This is a genomic window from Streptomyces sp. NBC_00448 (genome assembly GCF_036014115.1).
Taxonomy (GTDB): Bacteria; Actinomycetota; Actinomycetes; order Streptomycetales; family Streptomycetaceae; genus Actinacidiphila.
This window is the reverse complement of record NZ_CP107913.1, coordinates 8,479,491-8,493,751: the sequence shown is the minus strand read 5'-3', so window position 1 is coordinate 8,493,751 and position 14,261 is coordinate 8,479,491. Positions and strand designations below refer to the sequence as shown.

The window sequence follows — 14,261 nt, the reverse complement described above, 5'->3', positions numbered from 1 at the left end:
CCACGCGGCTCACACCCGCGCAGCTCACCTCCGCCCGGCTCAGCTCCGCCCGACTCAGCTCCGGACGCCGCGCGGGCCGGCATCGGGAACTCCGCTCGCAGGTGGGCGCCTTGGGCGTGGCGAAGACCACGGTCAAGTCGGTGGACGGCAAGGTCTACGTCAACGGGAAGGAAGTGCCCGGCGCCAGGCTGAACAAGGACTGCCCGAAGCCGCCCGCGCTTCCCCGGGGCACGGCCGGGAAGGGCGGGGCGAGCAGCATGAGCAGCTCGGGCGGCGTCCTCAGCGTCGAACGCCAGGGCAGCGGAGTGGCGGTCAAGGGCGAGCCCGGCGGTGACGAGGCGGGTCTGACCACGAGTTCCGTGGCCGGCTGAGCACCCGAGGCGACCGGCGACCCGGCGACCCGGCGAGGCAGCGATCCGGCGAGGCAGGCGGCCTGACCTCCCGCCGGCTCGGCCGCTCGGCTCCGTCCGGGCCGGCTCCGTGCGGGCCCGGGTCCGTGCGGGCCCGGCTCCGTGCGGGCCCGGCTCCGTGCGGGCCCGGCTTCAGGCGGGCCGGTAGGTCGCGATGATCACCCCGCTGCCGGTCGTCTCCGTACGGGCCGTACGGAAGGCGGACGTCTCCGGGGCCGGGCCGTAGCCCGCCTCTGCGAACAGGCGGCGGCCCGAGCGGAGTACCACCGGGTGGATCAGGAGTACCAGGGTGTCTACCAGGCTGCTGCGCAGGAGCGAGCGGACCAGCACGCCGCTGCCGAAGACCACCAGGTTCTCCGGCAGTTCGGCCTTCAGGCGGCGCACGGCGCCGGGGACGTCCCCGGTCAGCAGCGTGGAGTTCCGCCAGCCGAGCGGCTCGGTGAGGGTGGTGGAGGCCACGTACTTCCGGACCCGGTCGAGCGCCACGCTCATCGGGTTCAGCGCCTGCCCGGGCCAGTAGCCGGCGAACTGCTCGTAGGTCGTCCGGCCGGCCAGCAGGGACCAGGCGCTCGACATGTACGCGGCCATGGCCTGCTGCTGGGCGGGGTCCTGGTGCAGGTTCGCCCAGCCGCCGTGCCGGAAGCCGTCCCGCCGGTCCTCCTCCGCACGCCCCGGGGCCTGCATCACCCCGTCGAGTGTCAGGTGCTCGATCACGATGACCTCGCCCACACCGCCCGTCCTTTCCCGACGTCGTCCGCCATGCCCTCGGCCTTATCCGGCCCGGCCCCACGGAAGGCAGACCGCCGGACCGGCGGAAACTCATCGGGGATCTCGTCGCCGGGGCGGATCGAGGGTGCTCCGCGGCCGGGCAGCGACGGAGGCCGGCAACTGGTGGGTTGCCGGCCGGGCCGTCAGTTGTCGCCGGCCGCGTCCTTCTCGGCGGCCGAGGCCGCGGCGTCCGCACCGTCCACGAGCTTGCGCATGTGGGCCAGTTCGGACGCGGACGGCGCGGGCGGGGCCGATGCCGTGCCGGACGCGCCGGGGGCGGCCGCGTGGTCGTGCTGCCCGCACCCCGCCAGCAGAGCCGCTCCCAGAACGACCGCGGGCAGTACCGCCAACGCCCCTTTGCGAGCGGTCACTTCGCTGCCGGCTTCGAGGTGTACCCCTGTGCGCCGCACCAGGTCCGCACGGCGTCGAGGTCGCTGCTGCGCTGGGTCAGGGTCGGCACCAGCGACTTGCGGAACGTCAGCCTGTCGTTGAGATAGGTCTCCACGGCCGTCTGGCCCTTGCTCTGCGCGGCACTCACCCGCTTCTGCAAGCGGGCGATCGAACCGCGCTTCGTGGCCGGGCCGTTGAGGCGGGCCAGCGCGCGGTCGATCCGGGCGTCGATGGCCGGCACGCGCTTGCAGAGGCGCACCGCCCCGTCCCTGGAGCCGCCCGCGCCCTTGGTGTCTCCCGTCCCGGCCGAAGTGCTCGACGTGGCACCGGGCGTCGCTCCGCTCCCGGTGTCCGCCGCCGCGCTTCCCGCCGCCCCGAGCACCGCCGCCATCGCCGCGGTCGCCGTGACCGCGCTGCGGAACCTGCGCATCGTCCTGCTCCCTTCGCTCCGCGGGCCCTTCGCCCGCCGGCGCGGTCACCGTAGGAAGGCTTTTTGTGGAAACCATGTGGCCGTCCGGCGCCCGCTCCCGCGGGGACGTCAGGCGGGCGGCGGGCCGGAGAGCCAGTCCCGGCGGCGGGGCAGGACGAGGGTGTCCGCGTCACCTGCGGCACCGGCGGGCAGGTCGAGGACGATGGCGATGCCCGGGCGCCCGTCGGGGCGGCCCGCCGCGGCCACGGTGCCGCTGTGCAGCGCCGCCTGCTGGCCGACCAGCGCCAGACCGAGGCCGGAGCCGGGGCTGCCGGGGCGGCGGTGGAAGCGGCGGAAGACGTCGGCACGGGCCGCCGGGGGTATGCCGGGACCGTGGTCGGCGACGGTGAGGCGGACCGTGGCCCGGTCGGCGGACGGCCGCAGCAGGACCTCGACGGCCGCGGTGCCGTCACCTCCGCGGCCGTGCACGGCCGCGTTGGTGAGCAGGTTGTCGACCGCGGAGCGCAGTCCCTGCGGCCAGCCGTACACCGCGCAGCCGGGCGCGAGGTCGAGGGTGACCCGCGCGGCGGGGTGGGTACGGCGCAGGTCGGCGACGGCGGCGCCGACCACCTCGGCGAGGTCGACGCAGCTGAAGGACCCGGCCTCGACCAGGTCGCCCTCCGCGAGGGCACGCAACATGACGAGCAGCCCGAGCAGCCGTTCGTGCTCGGCACGCAGATCGGCGACGATCTCGGCGCGCTCGGCCGCACCCGGCGCGGGCGTGCCGTCGAGCACGTCCAGGTTGATGCGCATGCTCATCAGCGGCGTGCGCAACTCGTGCGAGGCGTTGGCGGCGAACGTACGGGCGGTGGCGAGGGCTTCGCTGCTGCGGGCGGCCTGCTCGTCGTACCGGGCCAGCACGGTCGTGAGGGTGCGGGCGAGGTCGTCGATCTCGGGCACCCGGGTGGGGGTGTGGTCGAGCCGCGCGGTGCGGGCCCGGGGGTCGATACCGGCGGCACGGCGCTGGAGGAGCAGCAGCGGGCGGGCGAGCCGGGTGGCGGCGAACCAGGCCGCGGCGCCGGCGACGGGTGCGGTCAGCAGCGCCACGGTGAGGACACGGCGTCGCACCTGACCGATCTGTGCCTGGCCCGCGGTGTCGCTGCCGAAGACCCACAGCGTGCCGGAGGCGGCGGCGCGCACACCGCGCACGGGCACGGCGAGCACCCGCCAACTCTGGCCGCCGGCCCGTACGGTGACCGGGCCGGCGGCGCTCGCGGCGGACGGCAGCGGTGCGGAGCCGGCCGGCTGCGGGCCACCGGAGACGGTGCCGCCGGAGCCGGTGACCCGGATGCCGACGTCGAGCGCGGAGCTGAACAGCTTGCGGCTGCGGGCCTCCTCGACATCGGGCGGGCGGTCGTTGGCCATCGCCCGCAGCAGGTCGCGGGCCTGCGGTTCGACGTCGGCGGCACGCTGCCGCAGGTGCGCGTCGGCCTGCCGGTGGATGTCGCCCGCCACCAGCCGCACCATGATCCAGCCGGAGGAGATCACCAGCACCGGGACGAGGACGCCGACCGCCACGGCGATCCTCGTGGACAGCCTCACCGGCCGGCGTCCCGCCCGGCACCGGCGACGTCCCCGCCGTGCCCGCCCCCCGGTTCGTCCGGGCCCGCCGCGTCAGCGCGCAGCACGAAGCCGACCCCGCGGACCGTGTGCAGGATGCGCGGCCGCCCGCCGGCCTCCAGCTTGCGCCGCAGATAGCTGACGAAGGTGTCGACGGCGTCGGAGCGGACCGCGAAGTCGTATCCCCAGACCCGGTCGAGGAGTTGGTCGCGGGTGAGCACCAGGCCGTGGTTGCGGGCAAGCACTTCGAGGAGCTCGAACTCGCGGCGGGTCAGGTCGAGCGCGGTACCGTCGCGGCTGGCGGTGCGGGCGGCGGGGTCCAGGACGAGGCCGCAGGCACACACCTGGTCGTCGGGGCGAGGCGGGCGGCGGCGCAGCAACGCGTGCAGCCGCAGCACCAGTTCCTCCAGCGCGAACGGCTTGACCAGGTAGTCGTCGGCGCCGGCCTGGAGTCCGGCGACGCGGTCGGCGACCTCGTCGAGGGCGGACAGCACCAGCACCGGCAGGTCGTTGCCGGCACCGCGCAGCGTGCGGCAGACCTGGATGCCGTCCACGTCGGGCATGGAGATGTCCAGCACCAGCAGGTCCGGTGGCGTGCGTGCGAGCAGTTCGATCGCCTCCGCTCCGCCGCCCGCCTCGGCGACGGTGAAACCGCGCAGCCGCAGCGCGCGGCCGAGGGAGCGGCGGATCGCCGCGTCGTCGTCCACCACCAGTACCCGCCCGGTCGGTGCCCCGCCCTCACCGCCACCCGGGCCCGTCCCGCCGCGGCCCGTTCCGTGCGCATCCGCCCCGGACGCGTCCGTGCCGCTTCCGTCTGCCGCTGTCCCGCTCATCCGAACGACCCTCCGCTATCCGGCAGCGGTCATGGTCGCATCGCACGGGCCGGGACCGCACGCCGGGGAGCGGGAAGCCGCGTACCGGGCGTCCGCCGTCGGAGCCCGGTACGCGGGGCCTCACCCCGCGTACTGCGCGAGGATGCGGGTGAAGTCCCAGGCCTGCTGGGAGACTCCGGAGCAGGTGTCGTCGTTGGGGTACGCGCCGGGGCACGGCCGGTCGCGGTTGGCGGACCAGAAGGTCAGCCGGGCCAGGTGGTGGGCCTGGGCGTAGCCGAGGATGGTGCGGAAGTCGTCCAGGGTGACGGTCTCGTTGTTGTCGGTGATGCCGTTCATCGACGAGATGCCGCTGTGCCGGTACGCCACGTCGTCGCTGTAGCCGTAGGCGCTCTTCAGGGCGTTCTTCAGCCCGTCCGCGGCCTGTTCGGTGAGGGTGCCCATGTTCTGTCCGGCGCCGCCGAAGTCGAACGGCATGATGGTCCACGCGTCGACGGTCAGGCCGGAGGCGGCGGCCTTGTCGATCAGTCCGGTGTCGGGGCCCGACTGGCCGGTGCCGATGGTGACGTAGACGGTCAGCCCCGGGTTGTCCGCCTTGACGGTCTTGAGCGCGTCGACCACCCGCTGCTGGACGGTGCCGTTGCTGTAGGCGTCGGCCTCGATGTCGATGTCGATCGCCTTCAGGCCGTAGGCGCTGATCACCTTCTGGTAGGCCCCGGCGAGCGCGCTCGCGCTGGTGCAGGACTGCTCCAGCTTGTTGCCGCTGTAGCCGCCGAAGGACGGGACCACGTCGCCGCCGGCCGCGCGCACCTTGTCGATGGTGCTCTGGTCGACCCCGCCGGTGAGTGAACGGCTGCCGTCCCACTGGGGGTTGCAGGTGCCGTTGCTGAGCACGAAGGCGAGGGTGAACCACTTCACGCCGGTGGCGTTCATGATCGTGGTCGGGTCGGGCGGGTTGCCCCAGCCGTTGTACAGGTAGGGGGCGACCGCCTGGACGCTCGCGGGCGGTGGGGTGGTGCCGCCGCCGGTGGGCAGCGTCCACTGCTGGTTGGCGGACCCGGCGCAGGTCCAGATCTGCAGCCGGGTGCCGTTGGCGGAGCTCGGGCCGGTGGCGTCCAGGCACTTGCCGGAGCCGGTGTTGACGAGTGCGCCGTTGCTCGCGGTCCACTGCTGGGCGGCGGAGCCGTTGCAGTCGTAGAGCTGCACCGGCGTGCCGTCGGCGGTGCCCGCGGCGGTGACGTCCATACACTTGCCCAGCGCCTGGAGGGAGTTGTCGGAGCCGACGGTCCAACTCTGCGCGGTGGTGCCGTTGCAGTCGTAGAGCTGCACCGCGGTGCCGTTGGCCGAACTCGCCGAGGCGACGTCCACGCACTTGCCGCCGTAGCCGGTGATGGCGCCGGTGGCCGCGAACGCGCTCTGGGCCGGGCCGAGGGTGCTCAGCACGCCGGCGGCGAGCGCCGCGCCGGCGAGGATTCCGGTGGTCTTCCGCATCAGCCCGTGTACGTCCACTTCTGGTTGGCGGCGCCGGTGCAGGTCCAGATCTGCAGCCTGGTGCCGTTGGCGGAGCTGTTCCCGGTGGCGTCCAGGCACTTGTTCGCCGCCGGGTTGACGATGTCGTGGGCGCTGTTGACCACCCATTGCTGGGCCGCGGAGCCGTTGCAGTCGTAGAGCTGCACGGGTGTGCCGTCGGCGGTGCCGGCCGCGGTCACGTCCAGGCACTTGCCGAGCGCCTGGAGGGTGCCGCCGGTGGAGGTCCACTGCTGGGCGCCGGTGCCGTTGCAGTCGTAGAGCTCGACGGGCGTGCCGTTGGCGTTGTTCGCGCCGGTCACGTCGACGCACTTGCCGCCGATGCCGGTGATGGTGCCGCCGGTGCCGCCGCCGGAGGAGCCGCTGGTGGTGACGTGGACGTAGTCCACGACGAGTTGCTGCGGGAAGGAGGTGCTGCCGTCGGGGTCGCCGGGCCAGTACCCGCCGACCGCGAGGTTGAGGATGATGTAGAACGGGTGGTCGAAGACCCAGCGGTTGCCGCCGAGGTCGGCGGGGGTGCGGGTCTCGTAGACCTGGCCGTCCACCGACCAGGAGATCGAGTTCGGCGCCCAGTCGACGGCGAAGGTGTGGAAGGCGTCGGAGAAGCTCTGGCCGCCGGGCAGGGTGTAGCCGGCGCCGATGCCGTTGGAGCCGGAGTAGCCGGGGCCGTGGATGGTGCCGTGCACGGAGCCGGGCTCGAAGCCGACGTTCTCCATGATGTCGATCTCACCGCTGTTCGGCCAGCCGACCGACCCGATGTCGTCGCCGAGCAGCCAGAACGCGGGCCACATGCCCTGTCCGCGGGGCAGCTTCATCCGGGTCTCGAAGTGGCCGTACGCCTGGGTGAACTTCTGCGGGGTGGACAGCCGCGCCGAGGTGTACTGGCAGGTGCCGTACCAGCACTGGTAGTTGGCCGGGTTCTCCTTGCGGGCGGTGATCACCAGGTCGCCCTGCCCGTCGAGCGCCGCGTTCTGGGTGCCGCTGGTGTAGTACTCGCGCTCGTGGTTGTCGACGTTGTCGCCGGTCTCGTAGCCCCACTTGGAGCTGTCGACGGCGCTTCCGGCCGGGCCGTTGAAGTCGTCGGTGAAGGTGGCCGCGGCGGGGGACGCCGCCGCGGGCGCCGCCGAACCGCTCGCGCTCGTCGCGGCGGCGGCCTGCTGGAGCCAGCCGAACAGCAGCAGCGCGGCCACGGCGAGCAGCGCGAAGGGACGGATACGCCGGGTGCGGGGTGGTGCCGACATGCCGGACTCCTCGGTCGGTGGGGGGCGGGGCAGCGATCGAGCGGGCAGATTCGGTCATGCCCCTGACACGCGGTCGGCCGGGAACGGGACCGGGCGCGAGGCGAGGGACAGACCCGCGTGCTGGGCGAAACGCTGTGGGGGGAACATGGGGGAACGCTCGGGGAGAACGGGGCCACCGCGACCCCGGCAAGACTTACGCCACGTCTTAGTTCAGGACGTGATTTAAATGGCGAACCTGTGAGTCGTCAAGAGAAACGGCAAAGGTCCGTACCTTAAAGTTCCCCGCGGCGTACCAGCACCGCGAGCACGGCGGCGCCGGGAATGAGCGGCAGCCACGTGGTGAGCAGGCGGTATCCCAGCACGGCCGAGGTCGCGGCGACCGCGGAGGCGCCCGCGGTGACCAGCGCCAGCGCGAGAGCCGCGTCCAGCGAACCGATCCCGGCCGGCGTCGGCAGCCAGCCGGCAGCGGTGCTCGCGCACAGGTACGCCACCATCACCCCGCTGACCGGCACCGGCGCGTGCACCGCGCGGATCACGGCGGCCACCACCGCGCCGTGCATCATCGGAAAGGCGAGCGAACCGCCCCACAGGGCCGCCACCCTGGACCGGTCGCGGTGCACCGCCCGCACGTCGTGCGCGACCGAGGCGACGAAGCCGCGCAGCCGCGCGCCGAGCCTGCGGGCGTACCGCAGCAGCAGCACGATCCCGGCCAGCGCGGCGCCGCCGCCGACCGCGAGCAGCAGCGGGTGGTCCGGCAGCGCGGGCCGCCCGGAGACCACCCGCCGGATGTGCAGCGCGTCGGGGAAGACCAGCAGCGCCACCAGCAGCAGCACGATCCGCCCGGCCACGGCCGCCGCCGCGCGCACCGCGAGGGCGGCCAGCGCGGCGGTGGGGGTCATCCCGCGCCGGACCAGGAACCGCAGGTTCACCGCGTTGCCGCCGACGCCGGCCGGCAGCACGTGGTTGGCGGCCGAGGCGGCGAACTGCGCGGCCAGCAACCGCCCGGGCGGGACCGGACGAAGCACCGCGCCCTGGAGCGCGACGGCGGAGAAGACCCAGGTCATGACCGCGGCCAGGCAGGCCACCGCGAGCCACTCGCCGTCGGCGGAACCGAGCTGCCCCGCCCCGGAGTTGATGAGCGTCCACTTGCTGGCCAGCAGCACGGCGACGGCGGCGAGCGGCAGCACCATCGCCGTCGAACGCACGGAAGCGCGCTGCCACAAGGCTCCATCGGTGCGTGCGACGGACACGGCGGCTCCTCGGCGCGTGGGGACGGCCCGTCCAGGCTAGGACGTAACGGACCCGCTCTCCTACCCGCGCAGGGCCACTTGGGTCAACGCACCGGGGAACATCAGTCGACGGGACGACTTCGCTGCCCCGCAATGGACGACTACGCCGCCCCCGAACGGCCCGGACACGGGGTGCGGATACGGACACGGGCGCGCGCCGGCCGCCGGTCCGCGGGACGCGCGGACCGGCGGCTCTTCCCTCAGCGCGACCGGGCGGTGGTGAGAGGTCCACCACCCGGCCGTTCCGGGCAGCGGATCAGGCGGCGGGCGCCGTCCACTGCTGATTGGCGGCACCGGTGCAGGTCCAGATCTGCAATCGGGTGCCGTTGTCCGAACTCGGCCCGGTGGCGTCCAGGCACTTGCCCGAGCCGGCGTTCACCAGCTCGTTGTCCGGGCCTCTGGTCCACTGCTGGGCCGCGGTGCCGTTGCAGTCGTACAACTGCGTCTGGCTGCCGTCGGCGGTGCCGGCCGAGGTGACGTCCAGGCACTTGCCCAGCGCCTGCAGGGTGTCGCCCGAGGCGGTCCACTGCTGGGCGGCGGAGCCGTTGCAGTCGTAGAGCTGCACCGCGGTGCCGTTGGCGGAGCTGCCGCCGGCCACGTCGGCGCACTTGCCGCCGTAGCCGGTGATCGCGCCGGTGTGGCCGGGGCTGGTGCCGCCGCCGCTGCCCTGGGTGCCGGACCAGGTGAACGTCGCCGAGGCGCCCGCGGGCATGGTGTAAGTGAAGTGCTCGTTGCCCCAGTTGACCGTGACCGGCTGCGCGGAGGTCGACTCGTTGTAGGCGATCAGGGCCTTGGAGCCGTCCGGGTTCTTCCACGCGACGTTGCGGATCGTGGAGTTGTCGTCGGAGCTGATCCGGTGCGCGCCGGGCCGCACGAACTTCGTCAACTGGCCCATCGTGTAGTACTCGATGGTGTAGTCGACCTGCCCGCTGCGGCTGTCGCCGTTGTGCACGGTGACCAGGCCGGTGCAGGTACCGCAACCGCCGTTGTGCGGGCCCATGTTCTGATCGACCGCCAGGCTCCACTTGACCCAGCTCTGGCCCCAGTTGCGGGTGTAGTCGATCAGGTTCTCCATGTCCTCCTTCTGCTGGTTGCCGATCCAGGTGCCGCCGGAGTGCTCGGTGTCGAAGTCCGGCACGTTCGGGTACTGGTTGTGGATCGTGGTCTGCTCGCTGGTGCTGCCCTCGTAGCCGTGCCAGGCGATCCCGCCGAAGTTGGGGTCGTCGCGGATGGATTCGTCGTCCACGGTGGGCGCGGCGAAGCTGTCGTACGAGTCGGGGTTCCAGTCCAGCGCGAGCACCTTCGTGGACAGGCCGGCGGTGTGCAGCGCGGGCAGCAGGTCGTTCTTGGTGAAGTACGCCAGCCCGGAGCCGTTCCAGTTCGCGCCCGGGTAGTCGCCGCCGACCGTCGGCTCGTTCTGCACCGACACGTAGTCGATCGGCACGCCCGCGGCCTGGTATGCCTGGATGTACTTCACGAAGTACTGCGCGTAGGCCGCGTAGTACTGCGACTGGAGCCAGCCCTGCACGTAGCTGCCGTTGTCCTTCATCCACGGCGGCGGGGTCCACGGGGTGGCCATCACCGTGACGTCCGGGTTGATCTGCTCGGCCTGCTTGGTCAGCGGCAGGACGTCCGTCTGGTCGTGGGCGATGGAGAAGTGGGCGAGCGTCGGGTCGGTCTGGCCGGCCGGCATGTCGTCGTACGTGTAGTTGTTGCGGGCCAGGTCGGAGGCGCCCATCGGGTTGCGCAGGAAGTCCAGGCCGATCCCGTTGACCGGGTCGAAGAGCTTCTGCATCACCGAGTCGCGGGTCGAGGCCGACAGGGCGCCGCTGGAGTTGAGCAGATAGGCGGCGGTGTCGGTGAACGACGCGCCACCGCCGGTGAACTGCTGGTACTGCGTGCCCTCGTCCACCGCGACCTGCTGGCCGGAGCCGCCGGTCCCGGCAGCGAAGGTCAGCGGGGCCTGCTGCTCCAGGCCCTTCGTGACGTTGCGGCCACCGGAGTCGTTGGTGGTGGTGAGGTACACCTGGACGCTCTCACCGGCCGCGTGCGCGGTGGCCGGCATCGCGAGCATGGGGGCGACGGCCGCCGCGGCCGCCGTCACCACCCCGACGAGGGTGCGCCGCATACGGGTTCTGCCCGCGCGGGGGCGCGTTGCTGCGCTCATGGTTCGTTGCCTTTCTCGGCAATGATGGCATGGGCCTGACATTTCGTCCTACGGGCCGTGCACCGTCCGGGGCAACCGTGCAGCGAGGGGGCCCACACGCTTGTTCCCGTACTTGTTTCACGGCTTATATCGCGACGTGATTTAACTCGCGCTCCACAAGGCCGTCAAGGTGTCGAACGCGGTTCAGACGTCTGAAACACGGTGAAACAAAAGTGCGTCGACCCGGTGCAGGGCGATGACCTGCGGGACGTTGGTCTGGACCGCGGAAAACGCGCGGAGTGCGCCAAGCGGCGTGTCCGGGCCGGGCGGAGAGACTGGGCCGGGCGGAGAGACCGGGCCGGGCGGAGAGACCGGGCCGGGCGGCGTCTATGCCGGGCGGCGCGCCCGCAGCGGGCGTTCGGCGGGGCGGGCCGGGGCGGTGCTCCCGCGCGGGACCAGCACCGGCGGTTCGAGCAGGACGTCCGCCACCCGCTCCCCCCGTACGTGTGCGAGCAGGACCTGCGCGGCGCGGTGGCCGTACTCCGGCACGCGGCGGCTCACCGCGGTCAGCGCGGGGTGCACCAGGCGGCACAACTCGCTGTCGTCCCAGGCGACGAGGGACAGCTCGCCCGGCACCGACACTCCCATCTCCTGGGTGACGCCGAGCGCGGCGACGGCCATCACGTCGTTGTCGTAGACGATGGCGGTGGGCCGTTCCGCGGCCGACAGCAGCCGCCGGGTCGCCCGCGCGCCGTCCTCCCCGGAGTAGTCGGTGTAGACGCAGGTGATGCCGCCGAGTCCCAGTTCCTCCGCGGCGGCCTCGAACGCCTCGCCGCGCTCGCGGGTGTGCACGAAGTGCGGTGGGCCGGCCACCCGGGCGATCTCGCGGTGCCCCAGCGCCGCGAGGTAGGCGAGGGTCTCCCGGACGGCGACGGCGTCGTCGATCCAGACCGACGGCACCCCCGGCACCCGGCCCGCGTGGCCCACCGCCAGGGCGGGCAGGCCGAGTTCGGCGAGCAGCGCGGGGCGCGGATCGGGTTCGCGCAGGTCCACCAGGAGCACGCCGTCCACCCGCCGCTCGCCCCACCAGCGCCGGTACGCCTCCTCCTCGGCGCCGGCGTCCTCGGTGACCTGGAGCAGCAGCGCCGTGCCGGTGGCGGCGAGCCCGGCCTCGACACCGGAGATCAGCCGCATGAAGAACGGTTCGATGCCCAGCACCCACGCGGGCCGGTCCACCACCAGGCCGATCGCGCCGGCCCGGCCGTCGGACAGCGCGCGGGCGGCGCTGCTGGGGTGCCAGCCCATCCGGGCGGCGATCTCCAGGATGCGCGCGCGGGTTCCCTCCGACACGCCCGGTTTGCCGTTGAGCGCGTAGGACACCGCGCCCTTCGAAACACCTGCCGCCTCGGCGATGTCGGCGATGGTGGGGCGCTTCTTGGGGGACACGGGGGACATGCGGCCTCGGGTGGTGCGGGGCCCGCGGGCGGGCCGTGTGCGGCGATACGGCCCGCCCACCTTAACAACGCTGAACCGGGGCAGCGGCGTTGGCACCGTGGCCGCGGGATCTCCGCGACGGCGCCGCCGGCTCAACCGGTTGAGCGCCGCGGTCCCGCCCCGGTTCAACCGCGTACGGCCGAGATCTCCAACCGGACGTAGTCCGCGACGGGTTCTTCCAGCCGCGCGGCGACCGCCTGGACGAAGGGCTCGTGGTCGGCGTCGGCCATGGCGTCGAGCCGGGGGCCGAGGATGACGGTCGCGAGGAAGGACTCCAACTGCTCGCCGCGCTCGAACCTGGCCGGGTCGGGGCGCAGCCGGACGTCGATGTCGGTGAACCCGGCGGCGGCCAGCCGTTCGCGGGTGTCGTCCACGCCCGCGAACTCCCAGGTGTCGGAGACGGTGCCGGTGACGTCGGCGACAGCCGCGTTCACCGCGGCGATGTTGCCGCGGCCGCCGCAGTCGCTGACCAGGCGGGCGCCGGGCCGCATCCGCTCGGCGAGCGACGCGAAGAGCGCGGAGTGGTCCTCGACCCAGTGGAAGGTCGCGACGCTGAAGACCGCGTCCACCTCGCCGTCGAAGGGCAGCGGCTTCGTCAGGTCGGCGAGCACGACCTCCACCCGGTCCAGCCGTCCGGCCAGCCGCTCGCGCAACTGGTCCAGCATGCGGACGGAACCGTCCATGGCGACCACCCGGCCGTCCGGCAGCCGGTCCAGCAGCCCTTCCGTGTCGCGCCCGGTACCGCACCCCGCGTCCAGCACCCGCTCGTCGCCGCGCAGCGGCAGCCGGGCGAGCGTGCGCCGCCCCCAGCCGAGGTGCGGCAGCGGCAAGGAGTCGTACGTCCTGGCATCCCATTCCCGGGGCATGGCGCTCCAATCATCGCGCGACCACGGCCGGCCGCCCGACGGCGGCGGTCCGGTGATCACCGACCGCCACAGTACGCCGCGCTGACCGCATGGTGATACCGGCGTCTCATATAATGGTCAGCTCTCGGGGCGCGCCGACCCCCGGGACGGCGTGCGGGCGGGGTGCGGGATACGGGCGCAGGACGCCGGGTGCGGGCGCAGGACGCCTGGTCCCGGGTGCCGTTTGTGCGGGATACCGGGCGCAGGTTCTGCCCGGCTACGGGCGCGGCGCCCAGACGGGGTTGCGGTCCTTGTCCACCAGCGCGGCACGCACCCCTTCGTGGAAGTCGGGCTCGCGGGCGGTGCGGCAGGCGCTCTCCAACTCCAGGGCCAGGCACTCCGCCAGGCTCGCGCCGGCGCCCGCGCGCAGCAGCCCGAAGGTCAGCTCCAGGCTCATCGGGCTGGCCCGGTCCAGCACCGCGAGGGTGTCCTCGGCCCACGCCCGGTCCGCGGCGTCCCCGGCACCGGTCTGCGCGGTGAGCCGGTCCCGCAGTTCCGCCAGGTCCGGGGCGGAGAAGCAGCGCTCGATCGCCGCGCGGTGCCCGGCGAGTTCGGAGGGCGGCGCGGCCACGGCGAACCGTTCCAGCACCGCGTCCGGGGCGCCGCCGTCCGCCCCCGTCAGCGCCTCCTCCAGCGCGGGCAGGTCCGCGGCGGGAACGTAGTGCGTGGCCAGGCCGCACTCGACCGCGGCGGCGCCCGAGATCCGTACGCCCGTCAACCCGAGGTACCAGCCGACGGCGCCCGGCAGCCGGGGCAGGAAGTAGGTCGCGCCGATGTCCGGGAAGAACCCGATCGCCGTCTCCGGCATCGCCAGCACCGCCCGCTCGGTGACCACCATCGCCGAGCCGTGCACCGAGATGCCCAGCCCGCCGCCCATCGCGTACCCGTCGACCAGCGAGGTGTACGGCTTCGGGAACTGGGCGACCAGCGCGTTCAGGGTGTACTCCGTACTGAAGTACGTGCGGACCGCCGCGTCGTCGCCGCGCAGGCCCGCGGCGCGCATCGCCAGGATGTCACCGCCGGCGCAGAACGCCTTCGGGGAGGTGCTGCGCACCAGCACCGAACGGACCGCAGGGTCCTCCCGCCATTCGCGCAGCGTCGTGTCGATCGCGCGGGCCATCTCCAGGTCCAGCGCGTTCAGCGCACCCGGGCGGTCCAGTTCCAGGACGCCCGCACCTGAGGCGGTGACCGCGCCGCGCACCGTAGCCGAGGTCTCTGCCCTGCCCATGTAC

At 73.3% G+C, this 14,261-nt stretch carries 13 protein-coding genes; 1 reads left to right on the top strand and 12 read right to left on the bottom strand.

Annotation, left to right across the window (positions count from 1 at the left end; all coding sequences use genetic code 11):
* Positions 1-116: 116 nt before the first annotated feature.
* Positions 117-371: a hypothetical protein gene (locus OG370_RS36675; RefSeq protein WP_328472030.1), complete on the top strand. Its 255-nt coding sequence runs from the start codon at positions 117-119 to the stop codon at positions 369-371.
* Positions 372-542: 171 nt separating this feature from the next.
* Here OG370_RS36675 and OG370_RS36670 read toward each other — a convergent pair whose 3' ends face one another.
* The 12 genes from OG370_RS36670 to OG370_RS36615 all read right to left on the bottom strand — a co-directional run bounded on the left by OG370_RS36670 (position 543) and on the right by OG370_RS36615 (position 14,257).
* Positions 543-1,139: a dihydrofolate reductase family protein gene (locus tag OG370_RS36670; protein ID WP_328472028.1), complete on the bottom strand. Its 597-nt coding sequence runs from the start codon at positions 1,137-1,139 to the stop codon at positions 543-545.
* Between the two features lie 182 nt (positions 1,140-1,321).
* Positions 1,322-1,528 (bottom strand): hypothetical protein, encoded by a 207-nt coding sequence (locus OG370_RS36665; RefSeq protein WP_328472026.1) that lies wholly within the window; start codon positions 1,526-1,528, stop codon positions 1,322-1,324.
* A 17-nt stretch (positions 1,529-1,545) separates the two neighbouring features.
* Entirely contained in the window at positions 1,546-1,998 is a 453-nt protein-coding gene (locus OG370_RS36660) for a hypothetical protein (protein WP_328472024.1), read from the bottom strand.
* A gap of 108 nt (positions 1,999-2,106) precedes the next feature.
* Positions 2,107-3,579, bottom strand: a complete 1,473-nt coding sequence (locus OG370_RS36655; protein WP_328472022.1) for a sensor histidine kinase — start codon at positions 3,577-3,579, stop codon at positions 2,107-2,109.
* Positions 3,576-4,430 carry a response regulator transcription factor gene (locus OG370_RS36650; protein WP_328472020.1) on the bottom strand — a complete coding sequence of 285 codons (855 nt, stop codon included), beginning with the start codon at positions 4,428-4,430 and terminating at the stop codon, positions 3,576-3,578. Before OG370_RS36650 ends, OG370_RS36655 begins: the two co-directional genes overlap by 4 nt.
* A 120-nt stretch (positions 4,431-4,550) precedes the next feature.
* Positions 4,551-5,918, bottom strand: a complete 1,368-nt coding sequence (locus OG370_RS36645) for a ricin-type beta-trefoil lectin domain protein (protein WP_328472018.1) — start codon at positions 5,916-5,918, stop codon at positions 4,551-4,553.
* Entirely contained in the window at positions 5,918-7,195 is a 1,278-nt protein-coding gene (locus OG370_RS36640) for an RICIN domain-containing protein (RefSeq protein ID WP_328472016.1), read from the bottom strand. Before OG370_RS36640 ends, OG370_RS36645 begins: the two co-directional genes overlap by 1 nt.
* A 272-nt stretch (positions 7,196-7,467) precedes the next feature.
* Entirely contained in the window at positions 7,468-8,445 is a 978-nt protein-coding gene (locus OG370_RS36635) for a lysylphosphatidylglycerol synthase domain-containing protein (RefSeq protein ID WP_328472014.1), read from the bottom strand.
* 295 nt (positions 8,446-8,740) lie between these two features.
* On the bottom strand, positions 8,741-10,651 hold the full coding sequence (locus tag OG370_RS36630) for a ricin-type beta-trefoil lectin domain protein (protein ID WP_328472012.1): 1,911 nt from the start codon (positions 10,649-10,651) through the stop codon (positions 8,741-8,743).
* 366 nt (positions 10,652-11,017) lie between these two features.
* The gene (locus OG370_RS36625; protein ID WP_328472010.1) at positions 11,018-12,085 is read right to left on the bottom strand and encodes a LacI family DNA-binding transcriptional regulator; all 1,068 of its coding nucleotides are present in this window, start codon (positions 12,083-12,085) and stop codon (positions 11,018-11,020) included.
* 164 nt (positions 12,086-12,249) lie between these two features.
* Positions 12,250-12,990 carry a class I SAM-dependent methyltransferase gene (locus OG370_RS36620; protein ID WP_328472008.1) on the bottom strand — a complete coding sequence of 247 codons (741 nt, stop codon included), beginning with the start codon at positions 12,988-12,990 and terminating at the stop codon, positions 12,250-12,252.
* Between the two features lie 256 nt (positions 12,991-13,246).
* Entirely contained in the window at positions 13,247-14,257 is a 1,011-nt protein-coding gene (locus OG370_RS36615) for an enoyl-CoA hydratase/isomerase family protein (protein WP_328472006.1), read from the bottom strand.
* Positions 14,258-14,261 lie beyond the last annotated feature (4 nt).